The sequence below is a fragment of the Blastococcus sp. SYSU DS0753 genome (genome assembly GCF_054051175.1).
In genome coordinates, this window is sequence record NZ_JBJHAT010000009.1 from 96,715 (window position 1) to 121,488 (window position 24,774).

A 24,774-nucleotide genomic window follows, 5' to 3' on the forward strand; every position below is an offset into this window, starting at 1 on the left:
TGGAGTCCCGTGACCCCGACCGACCCCGGGACGGCCCCGCGGCCGACGGGGAACCGCCCGCTGTCCCTCGCCCGGCTGGCCGACCTGATCGGCGCGCCCGAGGGCTCCGCCGCCGACGTCGCCGTCTCCGGGCTCACGCTGGCGTCCGGCGAGGTGCGCCCCGGCTTCCTGTACGCCGCCCTTCCCGGCGCCCGCACGCACGGCGTGCGCTACGCGGCCGACGCCGCCGCCCGGGGCGCCGTGGCGCTGCTCACGGACCCGGCCGGCCGGGCCGACGCGCTGGCGACCGGCCTGCCGGTGTGCGTCGTCGACGACCCTCGGCAGGTGCTCGGGGCCGTCGCCGACCGCGTCTACGGGGAGCCCAGCCGCCGGCTCACCGTCCTGGGGATCACCGGCACCAACGGCAAGACGACGACGAGCTACCTGGTCGAGGCGGGGCTGACCGCCGCCGGGCGGGCCACCGGCCTGATCGGCACGGTCCAGACCCGGACCCGCTCCGCGGACGGCACCGTCAGCGCCCTCCCGAGCGTCCGCACCACCCCGGAGGCGCCCGCCCTGCACGCGCTGCTCGCCGGCATGGCCGACGCCGGGGTGTCCGCCGTCGTCATGGAGGTCTCCAGCCACGCGCTGGTCCAGGGGCGGGTGGGCGGTGTGCGGTTCGCCGCGGCCGGGTTCACCAACCTGGGCCGGGACCACCTGGACTTCCACCGCGACATGGAGGACTACTTCCAGGCCAAGGCGCTGCTGTTCGACGGCCGGGCCGACGTGGAGGTCGTCGACGTCGACGACGCCTACGGCCGCCGGCTGGCGGCCCGGGCCGACCGCCCGCGGCCGGTCACCGTCGCCAGCAGCGAGGGGGCGGTGGCCGACTGGACCGCCTCGGACGTGGCCACGGCGCCCGGAGGTGGCTCGACCTTCACGCTGCACGGGCCCGGGGGCCGGAGCTGGCCGGCGCGGCTGCGGCTGCCCGGCAGGTTCAACGTGGCCAACGCGGTGCTGGCGGTGGCCCTGCTGGACGGCATCGGCGTCGCCGTCGAGGACGCGCTCACCGGGCTCGCCGCGACCGTGGTCCCGGGGCGCATGGAGCCGGTGGAGGCCGGCCAGCCCTTCGTCGCCGTCGTCGACTACGCGCACACCCCCGACGCCGTGCGCACCGCGCTCGCGGCCCTGCGGGGCGCCACCCCCGGGCGGCTGATCACCGTGCTCGGGTGCGGTGGTGACCGGGACCCGGGCAAGCGCCCGGAGATGGGCCGGGTGGCCGCCGAGGGCAGCGACGTGCTGGTGGTCACCGACGACAACCCGCGGTCGGAGGACCCGGCCGGCATCCGCGCCGCGATGCTCGCCGGGGCCCGGGAGGTGCCGGCCGACCGTCGCGCGGAGGTGCTCGAGGTGGGGGACCGCCGCGCTGCCCTGGCGACGGCGGTGCGGCTGGCGGAGGCCGGCGACACCCTGCTGGTCGCCGGCAAGGGGCACGAGACGGGCCAGGAGGTGGCCGGCACGGTGCACCCGTTCGACGACCGCACGGAGCTGCTCGAGGTGCTCGCCGGCTCGGGGACGCCGGCATGATCCGGCTGTCGCTGGCCGAGGTGGCGGAGCTGACCGGAGGACGGCTGTCGGTCCCGTCCGACGGCGCGGTCACCGGGAAGGTGACCCTGGACTCCCGCGCGGTCGCCGCGGGCGACCTCTTCGTCGCCGTGGTGGGGGAGCGGGCCGACGGTCACGACTTCCTGGGGGCGGCGGCGGCCGCCGGCGCGGTCGCCGCGCTCGCCACGCGCCCGGATCCGGCCCTTCCGTGCGTCGTCGTCGACGACCCGGTCGACGCGCTCGGCCGCCTCGCCGCCGGCGTCCACGTGCGGCTGACCGCCGCGGGCGTGCGCACGCTGGCCATCACCGGCTCGTCGGGGAAGACCTCCACCAAGGACCTCCTCGGCCAGGTCCTCGCCTCGGCCGGCCCCACGGTGAGCCCGCCGGGGTCCTACAACAACGACATCGGCCTGCCGCTGACCGTGCTCTCCGCCGCCGTCACGACCCGGTTCCTCGTGCTCGAGATGGGCGCGCGCGGGCCGGGGCACATCGCCCGCCTGTGCCGGGTGGCCCGGCCCGAGGTCGGGATCGTCCTCAACGTGGGCTCGGCCCACCTGGGCGAGTTCGGCAGCGCCGACGGCATCGCGCAGGCCAAGGGGGAGCTCGTGGAGGCGCTGCCCCCCGAGGGGACCGCCGTCCTCAACGCCGACGACGCGCGGGTGCTCGGCATGGCCGGCCGCACGCGCGCCCGGGTGCTGACCACGGGCCGCGCCGCGCAGGCCGCGGTCCGCGCCGTCGACGTCGGGCTGGACGAGAACGCCCGCGCCCGCTTCACGCTGGTCGCCGGGGGCGAGCGCCACCCGGTGGCGCTGCGGGTGGTCGGCGAGCACCAGGTCGCCAACGCGCTGTCGGCGGCCGGCGCCGCGCTGGCCGTGGGCCTCGCCCCGGCCGCCGTCGCCGCGGCGCTGTCGGCAGCGGAGAGCCGCAGCCGATGGCGCATGGAGGTCGACCGGCGGGCCGACGGCGTCACCGTCGTCAACGACGCCTACAACGCCAACCCCGAGTCGATGCGCGCGGCGCTGGCGGCGCTGATCGGGCTGCCGGGGGAGCGGCGCATCGCCGTCCTGGGGGGCATGGCCGAGCTGGGGCCGGACGCCGCCGCCGAGCACGAGCGGCTGGGCCGCGACGCGGCCGCGGCAGGGGTCGACCTGGTCGTTGCCGTCGGCGCCGATGCGGTAGGCATAGCGGAAGGCGCGGCCGCCGCAGGGCGGCGCGCAGGGGAGGAGTCGGTGCACGTGCCGGACCGGGGCGCTGCCCTCGCGTGGCTCACGGAGGTGCTGCGCCCGGGGGACGTCGTCCTCGTGAAGGCCAGTCGCTCCTACGGCCTGGAGCTGCTCGCGGCCGATCTGCTGGGCGGTGCCGCGCAGTGAGGAGCGTCCTCATCGCCGCGGCCGTCGGTCTGATCATCTCGATCCTCCTGACGCCGCTGGCCATCCGGGCCTTCCGCCGGCAGGGCCTGGGTCAGGAGATCCGCGACGACGGCCCCGAGAGCCACCTGTCGAAGAAGGGCACGCCCACGATGGGCGGCACCGTCATCGTGGGTGCCACCGTGGTCGGCTACGTCGCCGCCCACCTGGTGTTCGTCGGCGAGTCCGGCTGGGGCTTCAGCGCCACCGGGCTGCTGCTGCTGTTCCTCATGGTCGGCATGGGCACCGTCGGATTCCTCGACGACTACCTGAAGATCCGGCACCGGCGCAGCCTGGGGCTGAACAAGACGGCCAAGCTGGTGGGGCAGCTCGTCGTCGGTGTCACCTTCGCGGTGCTGGCGATCAACTTCCCGGACGGGAACGACGTCACCCCGGCGTCGACGGTCGTCTCCTACGTCCGCGACATCGCGCCGCTGGCCCTCGGGCCGATCGCGTTCGTGATCCTGGCCTACCTGTTCATCGCCGGGTTCTCCAACGCGGTGAACCTGACCGACGGGCTGGACGGGCTGGCCGCCGGCGCCTCGGCGATGGTGCTGGCGTCCTACATCGTCATCTCGTTCTGGCAGTTCACCCACGACTGCGCCAACGAGCTGATCGAGGGCTGCTACACCGTCCGGGATCCGCTCGACGTGACCCTCGTGGCCGCGGCGGGCATGGGGGCGTGCCTGGGCTTCCTGTGGTGGAACACCAGCCCGGCCCGCATCTTCATGGGCGACACCGGCTCGCTCGCCCTCGGTGGGCTCCTCTCGGGCCTGGCGATCGTCACCCGCACCGAGCTGCTCCTCGTCGTCCTCGGCGGGCTGTTCGTCGCGGTGACGCTGTCGGTGATCATCCAGGTGGCCTTCTTCCGGGCCACCCGGCGGCGGGTCTTCCGCATGGCACCGCTGCACCACCACTTCGAGCTCGCCGGCTGGACCGAGAACACCGTGATCGTGCGGTTCTGGCTGGTCACCGGCATGGCGGTCGCCTTCGGTCTCGGGCTGTTCTACGCCGACTGGCTGAACTTCGTGGGCCTGTGAGCGTGGCTGCCCCGGCGGTTGCCGGCCGCACCGTCCTCGTCGCCGGGCTGGGCGTCTCGGGCGCCGCAGCCGCGCGGGTGCTGCTGCGCTCCGGCGCCCGGGTGCTGCTCGCCGACGCCGCCCGGCCGGAGGTGGTCGACGAGCTGACCGGCGCCGGCGCGGAGTGGCTCGGCGCCACCGAGGCGCTGCCCGGGGGCGTCGACCTCGTCGTCACCTCCCCGGGCTGGCGGCCGGACGCCCCGCTGCTGGTCGACGCCGCGGCTCGTGGGGTCGAGGTGATCGGCGAGCCGGAGCTGGCCTGGCGGCTGCGCATCGCCGGCCCGGGCGGGGAACCGGCACCGTGGCTCGCCGTCACCGGCACCAACGGCAAGACGACGACGGTCACCATGCTGGAGGCGATCCTCATCGCCGCCGGCCACCGGGCCGTGGCGGCCGGCAACGTCGGGCGTCCGCTGGTCGAGGTGGTCACCGCGCGGGACGCCGACGGCGCCCCCGCCTACGACGTCATCGCCGTGGAGCTCTCCAGCTTCCAGCTGCACTGGTCCTCGTCGCTCGCACCCGCCGCCGCTGCCGTGCTCAACGTCGCGGACGACCACACCGACTGGCACGGCTCCTTCGCCGCCTACCGCGACGCGAAGGCCCGCATCCTCGAGCGCGCCCCGGTCGCCGTCGCCGACGCCGGCAACGCGGTGGCCGCCGCACTCGTGGCCGCCCATCCCCGCCCGGTCACCGTGACCCTGGGCGAGCCGGCGCCGGGCCAGCTTGGCGTGCGCGCCGGCGCGCTGGTCGACCGGGCGTTCGCCGTCGACGCGGCGGGGGAGCACCTGCTCACGCGCGGGGACCTACCGGTACCGGGGCCGCACAACACGGTCAACGCCCTGGCCGCCGCGGCGCTGGCCCGCGCGATCGGGGTGCCGGCCGAGGCGGTCGCCCGAGGGCTTGCCCGCTTCCGGGGCGGCGCGCACCGCAACGTGCTGGTCGCCACGGTCGACGGCGTCGACTACGTCGACGACAGCAAGGCGACCAACCCGCACGCCGCCGGAGCATCGCTGGCGGCCTACCCCCGGGTGGTCTGGGTCGCCGGCGGCCTGCTCAAGGGCGCCGACGTCGACCCGCTCGTCGCGGCGGTCGCGCCCCGGCTCGCGGGAGTGGTCCTGCTGGGCCGCGACCGCGCGCAGGTGGCCACCTCGCTGGCGCGACACGCCCCGTCGGTCCCCGTCGTCGAGGTCCCGAGCGGCGACGATGACGGGGTGGGTGGGACTGGTGTGACGGCAGAGGCGACGATGGCCCGCGTCGTCGCCGCGGCCCGCGGGCTGGCGCAGCCGGGGGACACCGTGCTGCTGGCCCCGGCCGCCGCCTCCATGGACGTCTTCCGGGACTACGGCCACCGCGGGCGCGCCTTCGCCGACGCGGTGCGCGGGCTGGCGGCCGGGCGATGACGACGACCGAACGCCCGGTGCGGACCCCGCGGCCGGCCCGCGGTCGCGCCCGAGCCTCGGCGCCCCGCACCCCGCCGCGTCGCTGGACCGGCCCCGCCTGGCTCGACGGTCCGCTGACCAGCTGCCACCTCGTGCTGGGCGCCGCCGGGCTGCTCCTGCTCATCGGCCTGGTCATGGTCTTCTCCGCCTCCGCGATCGAGGCGGCGCTGGCGGACCAGCCGGCGTGGGCGCCCGGCGTCAAGCAACTGGTGCTGGCGTGCATCGGCCTGGGCGCGATGGTGGTCGCGATGCGGCTGCCCGTGGGACTGGTGCGCCGCTGGTCACCCATCGCGCTGCTCGTGGTGATCGGCCTGCTGGTCCTCGTGCTGATCCCGGGCATCGGGCTGGAGCGCAACGGGGCCCGGCAGTGGATCCCGCTGGGCGTCACCGACTTCCAGCCGTCGGAGGCGGGCAAGCTGGTCTTCGCGCTGTGGGGCGCGCACGTGATCGCGCTCCGCGAGCGCTACCTGACGACGAAGTCGCTCCTCGTCCCGGTGGTCCCGGTGTTCGCCCTGCTGGCCTTCCTGCTCATCCTCGAGCCCGACTTCGGCGGGGTGGTGAGCCTGGGCCTGGTGCTCGTCGGCCTGCTGTGGGCCGGCGGGATGCCGATGCGCTGGTTCGCCGCATTCGCCGGCGTCGCGCTGGTGGCGATCGTGGTCATGGTGAAGGCGGCGCCGTACCGCATGGCCCGCATCACCGCGTTCCTCGACCCGTTCGCCGATCCCGACCACACCGGCTTCCAGGCGATCCGCGGCATGTACGCGCTGGCGACCGGCGGCCTCTGGGGCGTCGGCCTGGGCAACAGCGCGATGAAGTGGAACATCCTCCCGGAGGCCGAGTCCGACTACATCTTCGCGATCATCGGCGAGGAGCTGGGCTTCCTCGGGTGCCTGGTGGTCGTGACGCTCTACGGGGTCCTGGCCTACGCCGGTTTCCGCATCGCCCGGCGCTCGGCCGATCGGTTCGTCCAGCTGGCCTGCGTCGCGATCACCGTGTGGCTCATCGGGCAGGCGACCATGAACATGGGGTACGTGGTCGGACTCCTGCCGGTGACCGGGGTGACGCTCCCGCTGATCTCGGCGGGCGGCACCTCCTTGATCCTGACCCTCTTCATCGTCGGCCTGCTCGCCCGGTTCGCCCGGTCCGAGCCGGCCGCCATCGAGGCCCTGCGGACCGCCGAGCGCGGCCGCCTGGCCCGCCTGCTCGCGCCCGCCCCGACCGTGGCCGTGGACCAGGTGCGCCCGCGGCGCTCCGCCGCGGGCGACCTCCCCGAGCGGCCGGTGGTGGGCGGCGCCCGCACGCTCCTGCACGCGCGCGGGGCCGAGCCCCGGCGGTCGCCGGCGCCGGCCGGGCGTCCCGGTGCGGCGGGGCGCCCGCGTGCCGCGGTGCGCACCCCGGCAGCGGCGCGGGAGCCCGTGCGCGCCGCCGCCCCGCGGCAGCGACCGGTCGCGCCGCGCGGCGGCCGCCCGGGAAGCGACCGATGACCGCGGTCCGGTCGGTCGTCCTGGCGGGGGGCGGCACTGGCGGGCACATCGAGCCGATGCTGGCCCTCGCCGACGCGCTCCGGCGGCGGGACGGCGGCCTGCGCCTCACCTGCCTCGGCACGGCGCGCGGGATGGAGACCCGGCTGGTGCCCGCCCGCGGTTACGATCTGCGCCTCATCCCGCCCGTGCCGCTGCCGCGCAAGCCCACGCCCGACCTGCTGCGCGTGCCGGGCCGGGTGGTCCGGTCGGTGTCGCAGACCCGTGCGCTGCTCGACGAGCTGGCCGCCGACGTGGTGGTGGGCTTCGGCGGCTACGTGGCCCTCCCGGCCTACCTGGCCGCCCGCCGGGGCAAGGTGCCGGTGGTCGTGCACGAGCAGAACGCCCTGCCGGGGCTGGCCAACCGCGTCGGAGCCCGCATCGCCGCCCGCGTGGCGGTCACGGTGCCCGGCACGCCGCTGCACCGGGGCGAGCACGTCGGCATGCCCCTGCGCCGGGCCATCTCCTCGCTCGACCGGGCTGCCCTCCGGGCGGAGGCGCGGGCGGAGTTCGGGCTGGACCCCGACCGGCCGACCCTGCTGGTGTTCGGCGGCTCGCAGGGCGCCGCGTCGCTCAACCGCGCCGCAGTCGCCGCGGCCGACGCGCTGACCGGCGCAGGGGTGCAGGTACTGCACGCCCGCGGGCCCAAGAACACCGACGTCACCGTCCCCGCCCGCGCTGTGGGGCAGGCGCCGTACGTCGTCGTCGACTACCTGGAGCGCATGGACCTCGCCTACGCCGCCGCCGACCTGGCGCTGTGCCGCTCCGGCGCGGTCACCGTGGCCGAACTCTCGGCCGTCGGGCTGCCCGCGGCGTTCGTCCCGCTGCCCATCGGCAACGGCGAGCAGCGGCGCAACGCGCTGCCGGTGATCGAGGCCGGCGGCGGGCTCCTGGTGGAGGACGCCGACCTCGGCCCCGAGTGGATCACCGGCACCCTGCTGCCGCTGCTCACCGACCCGACCGCCCTGGCCGGGCTCGCCCGGCACGCCGCCGCGGCCGGCGTGCCCGACGCCGACGAGCGGCTGGCCGACATCGTCTGCGAGGTGGCGAGCGCATGACTGCCCACTCCGTCGCGGCCTGGACCGGGCCGGTCCCGTCCCTCCCCGAGCTGGGGGCCGTGCACTTCATCGGGATCGGAGGGGCCGGCATGAGCGGGATCGCCCGGATCCTGCTCGCCCGCGGGGTCCCGGTCTCCGGCTCCGACCGGCGGGACAGCCCCACCCTCCTGGCGCTGCGGGCCCTCGGTGCGCGGGTGGAGCTGGGGCACGACGGCGCGCACGTCGGCGAGGCCGACACGGTCGTCGTCTCCACGGCGATCCGGGCGGACAACCCCGAGCTCGCCGCCGCCCGGGAGCAGGGCCTGCGCATCCTCCCCCGGGCGGTCGCCCTGGCCGCGGTGATGGCCGGGCGGCGCAGCGTCGCCGTCGCCGGCACGCACGGGAAGACCTCGACCACCTCGATGCTCACCGTCGCCGCCCAGGCCTGCGGGGTCGACGCCTCCTTCGCGATCGGCGGCAACCTGAACGAGTCGGGCAGCAACGCGCACGCGGGGGAGGGCGACGTCTTCGTCGCCGAGGCCGACGAGAGCGACCGCTCGTTCCTCCTCCTGTCGCCCTTCGCCGCGATCGTCACCAACGTCGAGGCCGACCACCTGGACAACTACGGCGACCTGGCGGCCGTGGAGACCGCGTTCGACCAGTTCCTGCAGACGGTCGACCCCGGCGGTTTCGTGGTGCTCTGCGCCGACGACCCGGGCGCCGCGCGGTTGCGGACGGTGCCCGCCCCGGCGCGGGTGCGCACCTACGGCACGGCCGAGGACGCCGACCTGCGGCTGGTCGACCTCGCGGTCGGCCGCGAGCACACCACGTACACGGCGCTCCTGGGCGGCACCGAGCTCGGCCGGGTGCGGATCCGGGTCCCCGGCGAGCACATGGCGCGCAACAGCGCGGCGGCGCTGCTCGCCGGCCTGGAGCTGGGGCTGCCGGCGGAGGGCCTGATCGAGGGGCTGGGCCGGTTCGGCGGCGTGCACCGCAGGTTCGAGCTCAAGGGGACCGCCGGGGGCGTGCGGGTCTATGACGACTACGCCCACCACCCGACCGAGGTCGCCGCGCAGCTCCGCGCCGCCCGGGCGGTGGCGGGGGAGGGGCGCCTGGTGGTGGCCTTCCAGCCGCACCTCTACAGCCGGACCCAGGAGTTCGCCGAGGGCTTCGGCGCGGCGCTGGGCCTCGCCGACGAGGTCGTGGTCATGGACGTCTACGGCGCCCGGGAGGACCCGGTGCCGGGCGTGACCGGGGCGATGGTGGCCGACGCCGTGCCGCTGCCGGCCGAGCAGGTGCACTTCGAACCGTCCTGGTCGGCCGCCGGGCCGGCGCTGGCGGCCCGGGCCCGTCCCGGGGACCTGGTCATGACGATGGGCGCCGGGGACGTCTCCATGGTGGGGCCCGAGGTGCTCGACGCGCTGCGCGCCGCGGAGGGGACGGCCGGGGAGGGCGACACGGCGGACACCGGTCGGTGAACAGGACCGGCAGCACCACCCGCGATCGGACGCGGCGCAGCCGTGGCCGGGCCGACCGCCCGCCGGCCGACCGCAGGCCTGCCGACCGCCGCGGCGCCCGGGTCACCCCGCTGCCCGATCGGCGTCCGTCGCGGCGGAGCACCCGCCGGCGGCGTTCCCTGCAGGTCGCGACGGCGGTGACGGTCGTGGCCGGGCTCTGCTGGCTGCTGTGGCTGGGCCCGGTGCTGGCGGTCCGCACGGTGCAGGTGGACGGGACGGCGACGCTGTCGGCCGACCAGGTACGCGAGGTGGCGCGGGTGCCCGACGGCGTACCGCTGCTGCGGGTCGACCTGGGCGCCGTCGAGGACCGCGTGTCCCGGCTGCCGCAGGTCCGCGACGTCCAGGCGGCGCGCGGATGGCCCGACCGGATCGTCGTCACCGTCGCCGAGCGGGTGCCGGTGGCCGTCGTCGGCCCGCCCGGCCGGCGGTCGCTGGTCGACGCGGACGGGGTCCTGTTCGACAGCCTCACCGGCCCCGCGCCGCGCGGGGTGGTGCCGCTGGTCGTGACCGATCCGGGACCGGACCACGCCGCGACCCGGGCCGGGCTGGCCGCGATCGGCGCGCTGCCCGGCCGGCTGCGCGAGGACGTCGTCGAGGTCGCCGCCCCCGACGCGGAGTCGATCAGCCTCGCGCTGACCGACGGCACGGTGGTGGCCTGGGGCGGTGCCGAGGAGTCGGCGACCAAGGGCGAGGTGCTCGTCGCGCTGCTGGACCGGATCGCTGACGGCGAGCTCCCACCGGCGGAGCTGATCGACGTCAGCGCGCCGGACGCCGTCGTCCTGCGCTGACCGTGCGGCCGCCCGTGGCGGACCGTCGCCAGGTGGCTGCGCAGCGGCTCGGCTGAGCCGTCCGGGCGACACGCCGGTCGGTGCGACACGCCCGACACGCGCTCCGGCCCCGGATCTTTCTGCTCACCCCGGCCGGTGGGGCCTGCAGCCCGGGATGAGACGGATCCGGGGCGAGTCGTCACACCTCGTGGTGAGAATGTGACCAGTGAGTCCCGAGGGTTCGGTGCGATTCGGCGCCGCCGACACGCCGACCCGGAGAGGGTGCTTGTAGCGCCGTTCGGCACACACCTAACTTCATCCCCGTCGACCGAGTTGACATAACTGTAAGGCTGAACTTGAGGATGAGGGTCCAGTTGGGGAGCGCCGCATGACACCTCCGCACAACTATCTAGCGGTCATCAAGGTCGTCGGCATCGGCGGCGGCGGGGTGAACGCGGTCAATCGCATGATCGAAGTCGGCCTCAAGGGGGTCGAGTTCATCGCGATCAACACCGATGCGCAGGCGCTGCTGATGAGCGACGCCGACGTCAAGCTCGACGTCGGCCGCGAGCTCACCCGCGGGCTCGGCGCGGGCGCGCAGCCCGACGTCGGCCGGCAGGCCGCCGAGGACCACCGCGAGGAGATCGAGGAGGTCCTCAAGGGCGCCGACATGGTCTTCGTGACCGCGGGGGAGGGCGGCGGCACCGGCACCGGTGGCGCGCCCGTCGTCGCCTCGATCGCCCGCAAGCTCGGTGCGCTGACGATCGGCGTCGTGACCCGTCCCTTCGCGTTCGAGGGCAAGCGTCGCGCCGTGCAGGCCGAGTCGGGCATCGAGGAGCTGCGCAACGAGTGCGACACGCTCATCGTCATCCCGAACGACCGGCTGCTGCAGCTGGGCGACCGGAACGTGAGCGTCATGGACGCCTTCCGCACCGCCGACCAGGTGCTGCTCTCCGGTGTCCAGGGCATCACCGACCTGATCACCACGCCCGGCCTGATCAACCTGGACTTCGCCGACGTCAAGTCGGTCATGTCCGGCGCGGGCTCGGCGCTCATGGGGATCGGCAGCGCGCGCGGTGACAACCGCGCCCTGCTGGCGGCGGAACAGGCGATCGCCTCGCCACTGCTGGAGGCGTCGATGGAGGGCGCCCACGGCGTCCTGCTGTCGATCTCGGGCGGGTCGGACCTCGGTCTGTTCGAGATCAACGAGGCCGCCTCGCTGGTCTCCGATGCCGCGCACCCGGACGCCAACATCATCTTCGGCGCGGTCATCGACGACGCGCTCGGGGACGAGGTCCGGGTCACCGTGATCGCCGCGGGCTTCGACGGCGGCCGGCCCAACACGCGCTCGGACGGGGCCGCGGTGACCAGTGCGGTCCAGGCACCGGTGTCCACCGGCGGCGCCTCGCCGTTCGCGGCGCCCCGTCGGCCGGTGGCTGCCCCGCCGGTCGCCAGCGCCCCGCCGCCCGCCGCGGCGCCGGCACCCGCCCCGGCCCCGGCCGCCCCGCCGGCCACCGGTGAGCGGCTCGCCCAGCAGGCGCCGTCGGGCTCCGCGGGCCGGCCGGCTGCGGGGGGCGGGCTGACCGTGCCGCCGCTGCCGCCCATCCCGGGGCCGGCCGCGAACGGCCGTCGGCCGCTGTCCAACGAGGACTTCGAGGAGGAGCTGGACATCCCGGAGTTCCTCAAGGGTTGAGGACCCCCTCGCCCCCCGCGCCTCGCACGCTCGCCGCGGGGCCCTGCGAGGGGGCCTTCCAGAGGGGGCCAGGGCAGTAGGCTCACGTTCCGATGCCTACGAATCCGGCCGCTCCGTCGGCGGTGCGACCCCGCAGGGTCGTCACCGACCGGCGGGGCGGCCGTTCCCGTTCTCCGTACGACTCCTTCAACCTGGGGTCCCACGTCGGTGACGATCCCGGGGACGTCGCGGCCAACCGGGCCCGCGCGGCCCGGGAACTCGGCGTGCCGCAGGGCCACCTGGTGTGGATGGACCAGGTCCACGGCAGCGGCGTGGCCGTCGTCGACGGGCCGCAGGACCGGCCGGTCGCCGCCACCGACGCCCTGGTCACCGCCACCCCGGGGCTGGTGCTCGCCGTGCTGGCCGCCGACTGCGTGCCCGTGCTGCTGGCCGACCACGAGACGGGTGTCGTCGCGGCCGTGCACGCCGGCCGCGAGGGCGTCCGGCAGGGGGTGCTGCCCGCGGCGCTGTCGGCGATGGCGAGCCTGGGCGCCCGTGCCCGGCACGTGACCGCCCTGCTCGGCCCCGCGGTCTGCGGTGCCTGCTACGAGGTGCCCGAGGCGATGCAGGCCGACGTCGCGCGAGTCGCACCGGCGGCCGCGGTCCGCACCCGCTCGGGCACCCCCGGGCTCGATCTCCGGGCCGGGGTGGAGGAGGTCCTCCGCCGCGCCGGAATCCCGGAGGTGGTGCAGGACCCGCGCTGCACCGTCGAGGACCCCACCCTCTTCTCCCACCGGCGCGACGGCGTCACCGGCCGCCAGGCCGGGCTGGTCTGGCTGGCATGAGGACCCCCGCCCCCCGTCGCTCGCCGGCTCGCGCCGGGCCCCTGCACGGGGGCCGGTCGCTGGGAGGACACTCCAGGACGTGAGCTCGCTCGCTGAGAACCTGCGCGCGGTGCGCGCCCGCATCGACCGCGCCGCCCGGGCCGCCGGGCGCGACCCCGCGACCGTCTCCCTCCTCGCGGTGAGCAAGACCTGGCCCGCGGACGACGTGCGCGCGCTGGCCGCGCTCGGCCAGCGGGACTTCGGCGAGAACCGCGTGCAGGAGCTGCTGGGGAAGGCCGCGGCGCTCGCCGACGTGGAGCTGCGGTGGCACGTCGTCGGCCAGCTGCAGCGCAACAAGGCCGCCGCGGTGGCCCGGACCGGGGCGGTCGTCCACTCGCTGGACCGAGCCGCCCTGGCCGCGACGCTGGACCGCGCCGGCCAGGAGACCGGCCGGCCGGTGGACGTGCTCGTGCAGGTGGACCTCGGCGGGCCCGAGGGCCGGCTCGCCGCGCGTGGCGGGGCGCGCCCGGAGGAGGTCCCCGCGCTCGCCGACCTCGTCGCGTCGGCGCCGGGGCTGCGGCTGCGCGGGCTCATGGCCGTGGCTCCCCGGGGCGAGCGACCGGCCCCCGCGTTCGCCCGGCTGGCCGCCCTGGCCGACCGCCTGCGCGCCGACCACCCGCAGGCGGTGGAGGTCTCCGCGGGCATGAGCGCCGACCTGGAGGAGGCGGTCGCGGCGGGCGCGACGATCGTGCGTGTCGGAACCGCCTTGTTCGGTGCCCGCCCCCTACCCTGCGGTGAGTTCGAGGAACACCAGCCACGCGAGTCACAGCAGTCACACGAGCCGCTCGAGCACCGGGCGGACGGGGACGATGTGACGACGACCGTGCAGACGCGACGCTGAGGACACCAGCAGAGGGGGAGGTCCGATGGCCGGAACCATGCGGAGGATGGGGATCTACCTGGGGCTCGTCGAGGACGACGACCCCCGCGGCTACGGCCGGTACGACGCCCGCCCGTCGGACGAGCTCGACCGCGACCGTCGCTACGGCCGCTACGAGGAGGACCGCTACGGCGAGGGCTACGCCGATCGCGGCTACGCCGATGACGACGACTACGCCGACGGGTACGCCGACGACGAGCCCGCTCCCGCCGAGGTCCCCGCGGCCCGCGACCCCGAGCCCATCTCGGTGCGCCGCATCCAGGCCCGCCCGCTCGGCCTCGCGCCGGTCGGCGCCGGGTCCGGGTCGACCGGCGCCCGCGCGCGGAGCACCACCAGCGGCCCCGTCGCCGCGGCCGGCCTGGCCGTCCGCGAGCCGGTGGCGGCCCCCGAGCCCGAGCCGGAGGCGGCGCCCGCACCCGCGGCCAAGAGCTACCAGGTCGTCACGCTGCACCCGCGCACGTACAACGAGGCGCGCACCATCGGGGAGCGCTTCCGCGACGGCATGCCGGTCATCATGAACCTGACCGAGATGGACGACGCCGACGCCAAGCGGCTCGTCGACTTCGCTGCGGGCCTGAGCTTCGGACTGCGCGGTAGTATCGAGCGCGTCACGGCGAAGGTCTTCCTGCTCAGTCCGCAGGATGTCGCCGTCACCGCTGAGGACAAGGCGAAGATCCGCGAGGGCGGGTTCTCCGACAAGTCCTGAGCGGCGTGGAGTGGAGTCGGCACCCGGGGGTGCCCTGATCGAGCGGGGCCCGTGTCTCTTTTCTGGCAGATCGTCTCGTCGGTGCTGCTCGTCTTCCTCATCCTGCTCTTCGCGCGCTTCGTCGTCGACTGGGTGATGGTGCTGGCGCGCAGCTGGCGGCCCTCGGGCGCCGTCGCGGCCGGACTCGAGATCGTCTACTCCACCACCGACCCGCCGTTGCGGGCGGTGCGGAAGGTGATCCCGCCGCTGAACCTGGGGTCCATCCGACTGGACCTCGGGTTTATGGTGCTGCTGATCGCCGTGGTGGTTCTCCGGAACGTCACGCTCGCACTCGCATGACCGCTGAAACCCCCCGGGTCAGTGCCGTCGGACGGTGGCGCTCCGCCGCCGGTCCCACCACGTACCTGTTCCCGCCGTCCGACCTGAGGTGACCTGCGATGCCACTCACGCCTGCCGACGTGCACAACGTCGTCTTCAAGAAGCCGCCCATCGGCAAGCGGGGCTACGACGAGGACGAGGTCGACGCGTTCCTCGACGTCGTGGAGGCCGAGCTGGCCCGCCTGATCGAGGAGAACAACGAGCTGCGCTCCAGCGTGGGCCGTGCCGGCGCCCGCGCGGAGGAGCGGCCCGAGCCGCCGGCTCCCGCCCCCGCACCGCCGGCCGCCCCGGCGCCGCCGCCGGTCCAGCAGCCCCGGGAGGACGACAGCGCCCGGGCCTCGCGCATGCTCGCGCTGGCCACCGAGACCGCTGACCGCTACGTCAACGAGGCCAAGACCCAGGCCGAGCAGATGCTCAGCGGCGCCAAGACCAACAGCGAACGGCTGATGAGCGACGCGCGCGCCAAGAGCGAGCAGATGGTCGCCGAGGCCAAGCACCGCGCCGACTCCATGATCGGCGACGCGCGGACCCGCGCGGAGACGGTCGAGCGGGAGGCCCGCGCCAAGGCCGCCGCGCTCGACCAGGACGCCGAGCGCCGGCACATCGAGGTCATGGGCAGCCTCGAGGAGAAGCGCAGCAGCCTGGAGCGCAAGATCGAGGAGCTGCGCACGTTCGAGCGCGAGTACCGCACCCGGCTGCGGTCCTACCTCGAGTCGCACCTGCGCGACCTCGACAGCCGCGGCTCCGCTGAGCCCGCCAGCGCGGGCCGGCAGAACCAGCACGCCAGCGCCTGAGAAAGGCCCCCTCCTCCCCACCCCTCGCACGCTCCGGGCGGGACCCGGGAGGGGGTCGAAGGCCCCGGACCCCACGGTCCGGGGCCTTCGTCATGTCCGGGGGCGCGCGGCCGGCAGCGCGCGGTCGCCCTCGCCCCACGGCGAGGGCCCCGGACCGATCCGGTCCGGGGCCCTCGGTGCAGCGGGGGAGAGGGGCTCAGCCCTTGACGCTCCCGGCCAGCAGGCCGCGGACGAAGTAGCGCTGCAGGGCGAGGAACACGATGAGCGGGACGATCATCGAGACGAACGCGCCCGCCGCGAGCAGGAACCAGTCCGAGCCGCGGGAGCCCGCCAGCTCCGCCACCCGCACCGTCAGCGGCGCCACGTCCGAGCTGCCGCCGGCGAAGGTGAGGCCGACCAGCAGGTCGTTCCACACCCACAGGAACTGGAAGACGCCGAACGCGGCGATGGCCGGCGTGAGCAGCGGCAGCAGCACCTGGAAGAAGATCTTCACGTGCCCGGCGCCGTCCATCCGGGCCGCCTCGACGAGCGACGCCGGGATCTCCTTCATGAAGTTGTGCAGCAGGAAGATCGCCAGGGGGAGCGCGAAGATCGAGTGGGCGAGCCACACGGTCCAGAACGAGCCGGCGATGTCCGCGTCGACGAAGAGCCGCAGCAGCGGGATGAGGGTCACCTGCAGCGGAACCACCTGCAGGGCGAACACCGCGACGAAGAGCATGTTGCTGCCGCGGAACGGGATCCACGCGAAGGCGTAGGACGCCAGCAGCGCCAGGCTGATGGGGATCACCACGGCGGGCAGCGTGATGACGACCGAGTTGACGAAGAGCTGGGCGAAGTTGGTGCTACCCCCGTAGAGGACCTCGTTGTAGTTGTCGAGGGTGAACTCGGGGTTGCTGAACGCCGTCCACCAGCCGGAGCGGCGGATGTCGATCTCCGGGCGGAACGAGGTGATCAGCAGCCCGAGCGTCGGCACCGTCCAGAGCACTGCGATCACGATCGCGATGATCGAGGCCGCCGGGGAGCTCAGCTTCTTCTTCGCGGCGGCCGAGCGCCGTCCCGGGCGGCCGAGCTTGCGGTCCTCGGGCGGAGCGGGCGCCATCACCGGCACGGTGGTGGTCATCGGATCTCCTCGGCCAGCCGCAGCTGGCGGACGTTGTAGGCGATGATCGGGATCACGAGGATGAACAGCAGCACCGCCAGCGCGGCCCCGAGGCCGAAGTTGAACTGGCGGAAGGACTGCGTGTAGAACTCGTTGGCCACCACGCTGGTGCCGAAGTTGCCGCCGGTCATCGTGCGCACCACGTCGAAGACCTTGAGCGAGACGATCGCGACGGTGGTCAGCACCACGACGAGCGCCGGCCGGATGCTCGGCACCGTGATGTGACGGAACATCTGCAGCCCGGTCACCCCGTCCAGTCGCGCGGCCTCGACCACGTCGTCGGGGATGGCCTTGATCGCCGCCGACAGCACCGTCATCGCGAAGCCGGCCTGGATCCACACCATGACGGCGATCAGGTAGAAGGTGTTGGACGGCTGGTTGAGCAGGAACTGCTGCGGTTCGATGCCCACGAGCGTCAGCAGCTGGTTGAGCAGTCCGATCTGGTTCACCCCCGGCTGGTCGGGGCGGAACTCGTACATGAACTTCCAGATCACCCCGGCGCCGACCATGGAGATCGCCATGGGCAGGAAGACCAGCGCCTTGGCCAGCGACTCGAAGCGGGTGCGGTCGACCAGATAGGCGTAGACCAGCCCGAGGCCGGTGGTGAGCAGCGGCACCAGGACCACCCACAGGACGGTGTTGCGCAGCACCGTCTGGAAGTTGTCCTCGGTGAAGACGGTGACGTAGTTGTCCCAGCCGACGAACTGCGAGGTGTCCCGGTTGTAGAAGGAGGCGCGGATCGTCTCCACCGCCGGGTACACGAGGCCGACCAGGAGCATGAGGAGCGTCGGGCCGAGGAAGCCGGCGACGACCACCCAGGTGGGCACCCGCTTCGGCCGGTCGACGGCGAGGAGGATGCCGCCCATCACGAGCACGAACAGGACGATGGCGACCGCCATCAGGGCGAACTTGTGCCCCGTGGTGGTGGCGTCGAGGAACCACTGCACTGCGCGCGACCTCTCCCGCGACGGCGGAGGCCGGGGGACCGCAGGGCACTGCGATCCCCCGGCGTCCGGGGTGGTGGGGGCCGGTCAGCCGTGCGGCCGACCGGCCCCCGTGGTGGAGTGCGTCAGGACGCCGGCCAGGCGTTCTCGACGTCGGTCAGGACGGCCTCGGTGGGCTTGTCGTTGGAGATCCAGTTGGTCAGCTCCGTCCAGAGCCGGCCGGCACCGATCTCGCCGGGCAGCAGGTCCGAGCCGTCGAAGCGGAACACCGACTCGGGGTCCTGGAACAGCTCCGCCGACAGCTGGTCGATCGGCGACTCCAGGTTGTCGATCTCCAGACCGGTGTTGGCGCTGACCCAGCCGGGACCGGAGACCTGGGCCTTGACGTTGGCCCAGTCGGCCGTCGACAGGTAGGTCTGCAGGGCCTGGGTGGCCGGGCGGTCGTTGAAGGCCGCGACGAACTCGCCACCGCCCAGGACCGGGGCCGAGTCCCCGTCGATGGGCGGCAGCGGGAAGGCGAAGACGTCGCCGTCCTCACCGATCTCGGTGCCCTCGGGCCAGTTGGCCTGGTAGAACGACGCCGCGCGGTGCATCCAGCAGGTGCCCTCGAGGATCGGGTTGCCCGCATCGGTCCACTCGGTGGAGGCGATCGACTGCACCCCGCCGAAGCCGCCGTTGACGAACTCCTCGTTCTTCAGGATGTCGCCGACGGTGTCCAGCGCCTCGACGACCGCGGGGTCGTTGAACGGGATCTCGTGGTTGACCCACTGGTCGTAGACCTCGGGGCCGGCCGTGCGGAGGAGGACGTCCTCCAACCAGTCGGTGGCCGGCCAGCCGGTGGCCTCGCCGGAGCCGATGCCCGCGCACCACGGCTTCGCGCCGGTGGCGGCGATCTCCTCGGAGAGGGCGATCATCTCGTCCCAGGTCTCGGGGATCTCGTACCCGGCCTCCTCGAACATCGAGGGGGAGTACCAGACGAAGGACTTGGCGTTGGCGCCGAGCGGAGCGGCGTAGAAGGTGTCGTCGACGGTGCCGTACTCCTTCCAGCTCTCGTCCCAGTACTCGTCGACGTTCTGCCCCACCTGGGCCGGGGGCTCGACCACGTCACCGGAGTCGACCAGGTTCGCCAGCAGGCCGGGCTGCGGGATGAAGGCCAGGTCGGGGGCGTTGCCGCTCTGGGTGCGGACGACGAGCTGCGCCTCGAACTCGCGCGAGCCCTCGTACTGCACGTCGACGCCCGTGCACTCCTCGAACGGCACGTAGGAGTCGATGTGCGGCTGGTCCTCGGGGGCGACGATGGAGCTGTAGACGCTGACGGTCTCACCCTCCAGGTCGCCGAACTCCTCGTAGGGCGCGCAGTCGATCTCCAGGTCGGCCGCGGCCTGGCTGCCGCCGCCGCCACCTCCGCCGGACGTCTCGTCGGCGCCGCACCCGGTGAGCAGGAGCGTCAGCCCCACCCCGCCGGCCAGGGCTGCTGCGCCGCGGCCTCTCGCACGCTTGGTCATGTGGTCCCCTCCAGACTCCTGCGGCTTCGTCGCCGCATCGTGTGACTCCGTGCCCGGCACCCGCTGGCGGGTGCGGCCGCTCACATCCGTCGGCGACCCTAGCCGCGCGGCAAGCCCCCGGCGGCCACGGTCCCGTAACGGTTGCGCAACCTCCGAGCGGTAGTGGCCCGTTCGTCGGTGCTGTGTCCGGGAGCATATGGGAGCGCTCCCACGCTGTCCCGTCGTCAGCGCACGATCGGGGGAGGAATCGCGACCCCGGGGGTGACCCGGACGGGGACGACGGCGCGGGCCTGGTGGTCGTACCGGCCCCCGGCGTGCCAGAGTGACGACACCGCTCGGCGCAGGAAGGGACCCATGGCCGCCATCACGTACGACCACGCCACGCTCGTCTACCCCGGGGCGGAGCACCCGTCGGTCGATGCGCTGGACCTCCAGATCGCCGACGGCGAGTTCCTGGTCCTGGTCGGCCCGTCGGGCTGCGGCAAGTCGACGTCGCTGCGGATGCTGGCCGGGCTGGAGGAGGTCACCGACGGCAGGATCCTGGTCGGCGACCGCGACGTCACGCACCTGCCGCCGAAGGACCGGGACATCGCGATGGTGTTCCAGAACTACGCGCTGTACCCGCACATGACGGTCGCCGAGAACATGGGCTTCGCCCTGAAGATCGCCGGCGTCTCCAAGGAGGAGCGGCAGACCCGGGTCCAGGAGGCCGCGCGCATCCTCGACCTGGAGCCCTACCTCGACCGGAAGCCCAAGGCGCTGTCGGGCGGGCAGCGGCAGCGGGTGGCGATGGGGCGGGCGATCGTGCGCCAGCCGCAGGTGTTCCTCATGGACGAGCCGCTGTCCAACCTCGACGCCAAGCTGCGCGTGCAGACCCGTACCGAGATCGCCGCGCTCCAGCGCCGGCTCGGCGTCACCACGGTCTACGTCACCCACGACCAGGTCGAGGCCATGACGATGGGCGACCGGGTCGCGGTGCTCAACGCGGGGGTGCTCCAGCAGGTCGACACCCCCCGCAACCTGTACGACGCGCCGGCCAACGTGTTCGTCGCGGGCTTCATCGGCTCACCGGCCATGAACCTCGTGCCCGTGACGCTGACCGAGGGCGGCGCCCGCGTGGGCGAGCACCCGGTGCCGCTGCCCCGGGAGGCGCTGTCGGCGCTCGCCCACGAGGGCGGCACCACCGCCACCCTGGGCTTCCGGCCGGAGTCGGTCGAGTTCGTGGGCGCCGGGGAGGGCATCCCGGTCGAGGTCCTCATCGTGGAGGAGCTCGGCTCGGACGCCTTCGCGTACGGCCGGCTCGCCACGGGGCAGACCGGCGGCGACGACGAGCAGGTGGTGCTCCGGGCCGACCCCCGCCGCCCGCCGCAGAAGGGCGACGTCGTGCACGTGGCGATCCGCCCGGGAGAGGCGCACCTCTTCTCCGCACAGACCGGGCTGCGGGTCACCCAGGCCCCCGGCTGACCCTCGCGGCACGGTGCGCGGCGGGCGCCCGTCGGACGGCGCGCCCTACAGTCCAGCTGTGATCGTGATCGCCGCAGTGCTCCTGCTGCTGGGCCTCGGGCTCTTCATCGGCGGGCTGCTCACCGGCACCACCGCCCTGTACTGGGGCTGCGTGGCCGCCTGCGTCGTGGCCGCGGGCGTCCTGGTCGTGGCCCGGCGGCAGATCCCGGAGCGGACGGCTCCCACGACGACGGCTCCCACGACCACGGCTCCCACGACCACGGCTCCCACGACCACGGCCGCCGCCGACGCCGCCCCGGCGGCGACCGGGCCCGACCTCTCGACCGGCGCGACCGCCGTCCCGCCCGCGGACCCACCGGCCGTCGCCGAGTCGGTGGCGGGCGGGGAGCAGCCGGCAAGGGGGAGCGAGCGGCCCCCGTCAGGAGCGGGCCGCGCCCGGGGTGCCGCACCCGAGGCCGGGGAGCCGCCGGTCGAGGAGGTCGAGGTCACCGATCTGCTGATCGTCGTGGACCTCACCGACGACGTCCTGGTGGTCGACGAGCACCCGCGGTACCACGTCCCCGGCTGTCTCCACCTCCAGGGCCACGAGCCCATCCCGCTGCCGTTGGACGAGGCGCGCACCGACGGGTTCACCCCGTGCGGGGCGTGCCGCCCGGACCGCACGCTCGCCGACCGGGCCCGCGCCCGCAGGGGCAGCGGCGCCTGAGCCGCTGCCCCGCCCGCTCCCCGGCGAGCGGGGCGGACAGCTACGAGCCGGCCCTGGCCACCCAGAAGCGCGAGCCCTCCGGACCTTCGACGCCCTCGCCCGCCCCGGCGGTGCCGGCGTGCACGGCGACGGCGAGCACCTCGCCGGCCAGCTGCTCCTCGTGCTCGGTGAGCGCCTGCGCCATGGCGCCGTCGGCGGTCCAGAACAGCTCGATCCGGTCGCTGACCTCCAGCCCACCGGCCTTGCGCGCCTCCTGCACCAGCCGGACCGCCTCACGGAACAGCCCGGCCCGCTCCAGCTCGGGGGTGAGCGTGAGGTCCAGCGCCACCGTCAGACCCCCGGCGCTGGCGACGGTCCAGCCCTCGCGCGGGGTCTCGGTGACCACCAGGTCGCCCTCCTCGAGCGGCACGGGGGAGCCGTCGACCTCCACGCTCGCGGTGCCGGCCCGGTAGGCCGCCACCAGGCTGGGGGCGTCGGCAGCGGCGACCGCCTTGGCCACCGCCTGCACCTGCTTGCCCAGGCGGCGCCCCACGGCGCGGAAGTCGATCTTGACGCTGACGTCGACCAGGTCGCCGCCGACCGCGGCGAGCTCGAGCACCTCCGCCACGTTGAGCTCGTCGGCCACCTCGGCGACCAGGTCGCGGGGGAGCGCCCCCCACCCCGGCGCGGCCACGACGGCGCGGGCCAGCGGCTGCCGGGTGCGAACCCTGGCGGAGGTCCGGGCCGAGCGCCCCTGCTCCACCAGGCGGCGCACCAGTGCCATCTGCTCGACCAGGGCGCCGTCCAGCGCGTCCTCGTCGACGGCCGGCCAGGAGGCCAGGTGCACCGAGTCCGGCGCCTCCGAGCCGCCCAGGCCCGGGACGACGGCGCGGGTCCACACCTCGTCGGTGACGAACGGCGTGAAGGGGGCCATGAGGCGGGTCAGGCCGTCGAGCACCTCGTGCAGCGTGCCCAGGGCGGAGGCGTCGCCGTCCCAGAAGCGGCGCCGCGACCGCCGCACGTACCAGTTGGAGAGGTCGTCGACGAACTGGGCGAGGAGCCGGCCGGCGCCCTGGGTGTCGAAGTCCTCCAGGGCCGCCGTCACGTCGCGGGTCACCGCGGCCAGCTCCGCGAGGGCCCACCGGTCCAGCAGCGGGCGCTCGGCGCGGGCGGGCGCGGGCGCGGTGGCGGGGTCCCAGCCGTTGGTCTCGGCGTAGAGAGTGAAGAAGCTGGCGGTGTTCCAGTAGGTGAGCAGCACCTTGCGGACCACCTCGGACAGCGTCTCGTGGCCGACCCGGCGGGCGGACCAGGGCGAGCCGCCGGCCAGCATGAACCAGCGGACGGCGTCGGCGCCGTGCCGGTCCATCAGCGGGATCGGCTCGAGGATGTTGCCCAGGTGCTTGCTCATCTTGCGGCCGTCCTCGGCCAGGATGTGGCCCAGGCACAGCACGTTCTCGTACGAGCTCTGCCCGAACACCAGCGTGCCGACGGCCATGAGCGAGTAGAACCAGCCGCGGGTCTGGTCGATGGCCTCGGCGATGAACTGCGCCGGGTAGGCGGCCTCGAAGCGCTTCTGGTTGCGGTGCGGTGCCCCCCACTGGGCGAAGGGCATCGAGCCGGAGTCGTACCAGGCGTCGATGACCTGCGGCACCCGCCGGTAGGTGCCCGCCTCGCCCTCCCGCGTGAAGGTGATCTCGTCGATGAACGGCCGGTGCGGGTCGAGGTCGGAGAGGTCACGGCCGGTCAGCTCCGACAGCTCGGCCAGGGACTCGACGACGACGATGCGCGACGGGTCCTCGTCGTTGCGCCACACCGGCAGCGGGGTGCCCCAGTACCGGTCGCGCGACAGCGCCCAGTCGACGTTGTTGTTCAGCCAGTCGCCGTAGCGGCCGGTCTTGATGTTCTCGGGGTACCAGCGGGTCTTCTCGTTCTCGGCGAGCAGCTGGTCCTTGATCGCGCTGGTGCGGATGTACCAGGACGGCTGGGCGTAGTACATGAGCGGCGTGTGGCAGCGCCAGCAGTGCGGATAGCTGTGCTCGTACCGGATCTCCCGGAACAGCACGCCGCGGGCCTGCAGGTCCTCGACCAGCGCCGCGTCGGCCGCCTTGAAGAAGTGCCCGCCGACCAGCGGGATCTCGGCCAGGAAGTGCCCGGTCGCGTCGATCGGGTTGACCACCGGCAGCCCGTAGCCGCGGCAGACCGCGAGGTCGTCGGCGCCGAAGGCGGGGGACTGGTGCACCAGGCCGGTGCCGTCGTCGGTGGTCACGTAGTCGGCGAGCACCACGTAGTGGGCGTCCCCGTCGGGGAACTCCACCAGCTCGAACGGTCGCCGGTAGTGCGTGCGCTCCCAGTCGCGGCCGGGGGCGCTACCGAGCACCTCGACGTCCTCACCGAGGACGGCGGCCACCAGCGGCTCGGCCACGACGACCGGCACGTCGTCGCTACCGGCGGCGCGGGCGACGACGTAGGTGACCTCCGGGTGCACGGCGACGGCGGTGTTGCTGGGGAGCGTCCACGGCGTCGTCGTCCAGATCAGCAGGTCGGCCCGGCCGGCCCACTCGCCGTCGAGGACCGGCAGCCGCACGTACACCGACGGGTCGGTGATGGTCTCGTACCCCTGGGCGACCTCGTGGTCGGAGAGGCCGGTGCCGCAGCGCGGGCAGTACGGGGCCACCCGGTGGTCCTCGACCAGCAGGCCCTTCTCGAAGACCTGCTTGAGCGACCACCAGACGCTCTGGACGTACGCCGGGTCCATCGTCCAGTAGGCGGTGGACATGTCGACCCAGTAGCCCATGCGCCGGGTCAGCTCGGTGAAGGCGTCGACGTGCCGCTCCACCGAGGCCCGGCAGCGGGCGTTGAACTCGGCGATGCCGAACCGCTCGATGTCCGGCTTGCCGGCGAAGCCCAGCTCCTGCTCCACCGCGATCTCCACGGGCAGGCCGTGGCAGTCCCACCCGGCCCGGCGGGGCACGTGCCAGCCCTGCATCGTCTTGAACCGCGGGAAGACGTCCTTGAACGCGCGCGCCTCGATGTGGTGGGTGCCGGGGCGGCCGTTCGCCGTCGGCGGGCCCTCGTAGAAGTTCCACTGCGGGCGGCCCTGCGAGGCCTCCAGCGACCGGTCGAAGACCTTCTCGCTCTCCCAGCGCTCCAGGATGCCGCGCTCCAGGGCGGGGAGGTCGACCTGCGGGGGCAGCGCGGAGAAGGGGCCGGGTGAGGTCACGGGCACCATCATCCCCGACCCGGGCGGGGGCCCGGGGGGCCCGGCCCCCCCCCCGCGGCGGCCCCCCCCCCCCCACCCGAGCCAGAACACCAGCGCAACGGCCCCCCGTGTCACCGACCCAAACAGAACCGCAT

20 protein-coding genes are annotated in these 24,774 nt (G+C 74.5%); 16 read left to right on the forward strand and 4 right to left on the reverse strand.

Going from position 1 to position 24,774, the window contains the following annotated elements:
• The first annotated feature begins 9 nt into the window (after nucleotides 1–9).
• From ACI799_RS09870 to wag31, 14 genes are all read left to right on the forward strand, one after another.
• The gene (locus tag ACI799_RS09870) at nucleotides 10–1,566 is read left to right on the forward strand and encodes a UDP-N-acetylmuramoyl-L-alanyl-D-glutamate--2,6-diaminopimelate ligase (protein ID WP_456612980.1); all 1,557 of its coding nucleotides are present in this window, start codon (nucleotides 10–12) and stop codon (nucleotides 1,564–1,566) included.
• Nucleotides 1,563–2,954 carry a UDP-N-acetylmuramoyl-tripeptide--D-alanyl-D-alanine ligase gene (locus ACI799_RS09875; protein ID WP_456612981.1) on the forward strand — a complete coding sequence of 464 codons (1,392 nt, stop codon included), beginning with the start codon at nucleotides 1,563–1,565 and terminating at the stop codon, nucleotides 2,952–2,954. The genes ACI799_RS09870 and ACI799_RS09875 overlap by 4 nt, the downstream gene beginning before the upstream one ends.
• Nucleotides 2,951–4,030 carry a phospho-N-acetylmuramoyl-pentapeptide-transferase gene (gene mraY, locus ACI799_RS09880; protein WP_456589466.1) on the forward strand — a complete coding sequence of 360 codons (1,080 nt, stop codon included), beginning with the start codon at nucleotides 2,951–2,953 and terminating at the stop codon, nucleotides 4,028–4,030. The genes ACI799_RS09875 and mraY overlap by 4 nt, the downstream gene beginning before the upstream one ends.
• Entirely contained in the window at nucleotides 4,027–5,469 is a 1,443-nt protein-coding gene (gene murD / locus ACI799_RS09885) for a UDP-N-acetylmuramoyl-L-alanine--D-glutamate ligase (RefSeq protein WP_456612982.1), read from the forward strand. The genes mraY and murD overlap by 4 nt, the downstream gene beginning before the upstream one ends.
• Nucleotides 5,466–6,992: a putative lipid II flippase FtsW gene (gene ftsW / locus ACI799_RS09890; protein ID WP_456589464.1), complete on the forward strand. Its 1,527-nt coding sequence runs from the start codon at nucleotides 5,466–5,468 to the stop codon at nucleotides 6,990–6,992. The genes murD and ftsW overlap by 4 nt, the downstream gene beginning before the upstream one ends.
• Nucleotides 6,989–8,086 (forward strand): undecaprenyldiphospho-muramoylpentapeptide beta-N-acetylglucosaminyltransferase, encoded by a 1,098-nt coding sequence (gene murG, locus ACI799_RS09895; RefSeq protein WP_456589463.1) that lies wholly within the window; start codon nucleotides 6,989–6,991, stop codon nucleotides 8,084–8,086. Before ftsW ends, murG begins: the two co-directional genes overlap by 4 nt.
• A complete protein-coding gene (murC, locus tag ACI799_RS09900) occupies nucleotides 8,083–9,543 on the forward strand; it encodes a UDP-N-acetylmuramate--L-alanine ligase (RefSeq protein WP_456589462.1) in 1,461 nt (486 codons plus the stop codon). Before murG ends, murC begins: the two co-directional genes overlap by 4 nt.
• 176 nt (nucleotides 9,544–9,719) lie before the next feature.
• The gene (locus ACI799_RS09905; RefSeq protein ID WP_456612983.1) at nucleotides 9,720–10,370 is read left to right on the forward strand and encodes a cell division protein FtsQ/DivIB; all 651 of its coding nucleotides are present in this window, start codon (nucleotides 9,720–9,722) and stop codon (nucleotides 10,368–10,370) included.
• 367 nt (nucleotides 10,371–10,737) lie between these two features.
• Nucleotides 10,738–12,042, forward strand: a complete 1,305-nt coding sequence (ftsZ, locus tag ACI799_RS09910) for a cell division protein FtsZ (RefSeq protein WP_456589460.1) — start codon at nucleotides 10,738–10,740, stop codon at nucleotides 12,040–12,042.
• Between the two features lie 92 nt (nucleotides 12,043–12,134).
• Nucleotides 12,135–12,866 (forward strand): peptidoglycan editing factor PgeF, encoded by a 732-nt coding sequence (gene pgeF / locus ACI799_RS09915; protein WP_456612984.1) that lies wholly within the window; start codon nucleotides 12,135–12,137, stop codon nucleotides 12,864–12,866.
• A 79-nt stretch (nucleotides 12,867–12,945) separates the two neighbouring features.
• Entirely contained in the window at nucleotides 12,946–13,746 is an 801-nt protein-coding gene (locus ACI799_RS09920; protein WP_456589458.1) for a YggS family pyridoxal phosphate-dependent enzyme, read from the forward strand.
• A gap of 25 nt (nucleotides 13,747–13,771) precedes the next feature.
• Nucleotides 13,772–14,491 (forward strand): cell division protein SepF, encoded by a 720-nt coding sequence (locus ACI799_RS09925; RefSeq protein WP_456612985.1) that lies wholly within the window; start codon nucleotides 13,772–13,774, stop codon nucleotides 14,489–14,491.
• 51 nt (nucleotides 14,492–14,542) lie between these two features.
• The gene (locus ACI799_RS09930; protein WP_456589456.1) at nucleotides 14,543–14,830 is read left to right on the forward strand and encodes a YggT family protein; all 288 of its coding nucleotides are present in this window, start codon (nucleotides 14,543–14,545) and stop codon (nucleotides 14,828–14,830) included.
• A 98-nt stretch (nucleotides 14,831–14,928) separates the two neighbouring features.
• Nucleotides 14,929–15,663 (forward strand): DivIVA-like cell division protein Wag31, encoded by a 735-nt coding sequence (gene wag31, locus ACI799_RS09935; protein ID WP_456589455.1) that lies wholly within the window; start codon nucleotides 14,929–14,931, stop codon nucleotides 15,661–15,663.
• A gap of 196 nt (nucleotides 15,664–15,859) precedes the next feature.
• On the opposite strand, the gene ACI799_RS09940 is transcribed toward wag31, so the two are convergent.
• The 3 genes from ACI799_RS09940 to ACI799_RS09950 form a co-directional block, all read right to left on the reverse strand.
• The gene (locus ACI799_RS09940) at nucleotides 15,860–16,783 is read right to left on the reverse strand and encodes a carbohydrate ABC transporter permease (RefSeq protein ID WP_456589454.1); all 924 of its coding nucleotides are present in this window, start codon (nucleotides 16,781–16,783) and stop codon (nucleotides 15,860–15,862) included.
• Nucleotides 16,780–17,769, reverse strand: coding sequence for a carbohydrate ABC transporter permease (locus ACI799_RS09945; protein WP_456589453.1), 990 nt, complete (start codon nucleotides 17,767–17,769; stop codon nucleotides 16,780–16,782). Before ACI799_RS09945 ends, ACI799_RS09940 begins: the two co-directional genes overlap by 4 nt.
• A 122-nt stretch (nucleotides 17,770–17,891) precedes the next feature.
• Nucleotides 17,892–19,271 (reverse strand): ABC transporter substrate-binding protein, encoded by a 1,380-nt coding sequence (locus ACI799_RS09950; protein ID WP_456612986.1) that lies wholly within the window; start codon nucleotides 19,269–19,271, stop codon nucleotides 17,892–17,894.
• Between the two features lie 354 nt (nucleotides 19,272–19,625).
• Between ACI799_RS09950 and ACI799_RS09955 the strand changes: the two genes are divergently transcribed.
• Both ACI799_RS09955 and ACI799_RS09960 read left to right on the forward strand, forming a co-directional pair.
• Nucleotides 19,626–20,735 (forward strand): ABC transporter ATP-binding protein, encoded by a 1,110-nt coding sequence (locus tag ACI799_RS09955; protein ID WP_456589451.1) that lies wholly within the window; start codon nucleotides 19,626–19,628, stop codon nucleotides 20,733–20,735.
• Nucleotides 20,736–20,793: 58 nt separating this feature from the next.
• Nucleotides 20,794–21,441, forward strand: coding sequence for a hypothetical protein (locus tag ACI799_RS09960; protein ID WP_456589450.1), 648 nt, complete (start codon nucleotides 20,794–20,796; stop codon nucleotides 21,439–21,441).
• A gap of 40 nt (nucleotides 21,442–21,481) precedes the next feature.
• Here ACI799_RS09960 and ileS read toward each other — a convergent pair whose 3' ends face one another.
• Nucleotides 21,482–24,649, reverse strand: coding sequence for an isoleucine--tRNA ligase (gene ileS, locus ACI799_RS09965; protein WP_456612987.1), 3,168 nt, complete (start codon nucleotides 24,647–24,649; stop codon nucleotides 21,482–21,484).
• Between the last annotated feature and the right edge of the window lie 125 nt (nucleotides 24,650–24,774).

Excerpts from the sequence above, each read along its gene's own strand:
- ACI799_RS09875 (WP_456612981.1), top strand. The coding sequence starts at position 1,563 with ATGATCCGGCTGTCGCTGGCCGAGGTGGCGGAGCTGACCGGAGGACGG.
- ftsW (WP_456589464.1), top strand. The coding sequence starts at position 5,466 with ATGACGACGACCGAACGCCCGGTGCGGACCCCGCGGCCGGCCCGCGGT.
- murG (WP_456589463.1), top strand. The coding sequence starts at position 6,989 with ATGACCGCGGTCCGGTCGGTCGTCCTGGCGGGGGGCGGCACTGGCGGG.
- murC (WP_456589462.1), top strand. The coding sequence starts at position 8,083 with ATGACTGCCCACTCCGTCGCGGCCTGGACCGGGCCGGTCCCGTCCCTC.
- ftsZ (WP_456589460.1), top strand. The coding sequence starts at position 10,738 with ATGACACCTCCGCACAACTATCTAGCGGTCATCAAGGTCGTCGGCATC.
- pgeF (WP_456612984.1), top strand. The coding sequence starts at position 12,135 with ATGCCTACGAATCCGGCCGCTCCGTCGGCGGTGCGACCCCGCAGGGTC.
- ACI799_RS09925 (WP_456612985.1), top strand. The coding sequence starts at position 13,772 with ATGGCCGGAACCATGCGGAGGATGGGGATCTACCTGGGGCTCGTCGAG.
- wag31 (WP_456589455.1), top strand. The coding sequence starts at position 14,929 with ATGCCACTCACGCCTGCCGACGTGCACAACGTCGTCTTCAAGAAGCCG.
- ACI799_RS09940 (WP_456589454.1), bottom strand. The coding sequence starts at position 16,783 with ATGACCACCACCGTGCCGGTGATGGCGCCCGCTCCGCCCGAGGACCGC.
- ACI799_RS09950 (WP_456612986.1), bottom strand. The coding sequence starts at position 19,271 with ATGACCAAGCGTGCGAGAGGCCGCGGCGCAGCAGCCCTGGCCGGCGGG.
- ACI799_RS09955 (WP_456589451.1), top strand. The coding sequence starts at position 19,626 with ATGGCCGCCATCACGTACGACCACGCCACGCTCGTCTACCCCGGGGCG.
- ileS (WP_456612987.1), bottom strand. The coding sequence starts at position 24,649 with ATGGTGCCCGTGACCTCACCCGGCCCCTTCTCCGCGCTGCCCCCGCAG.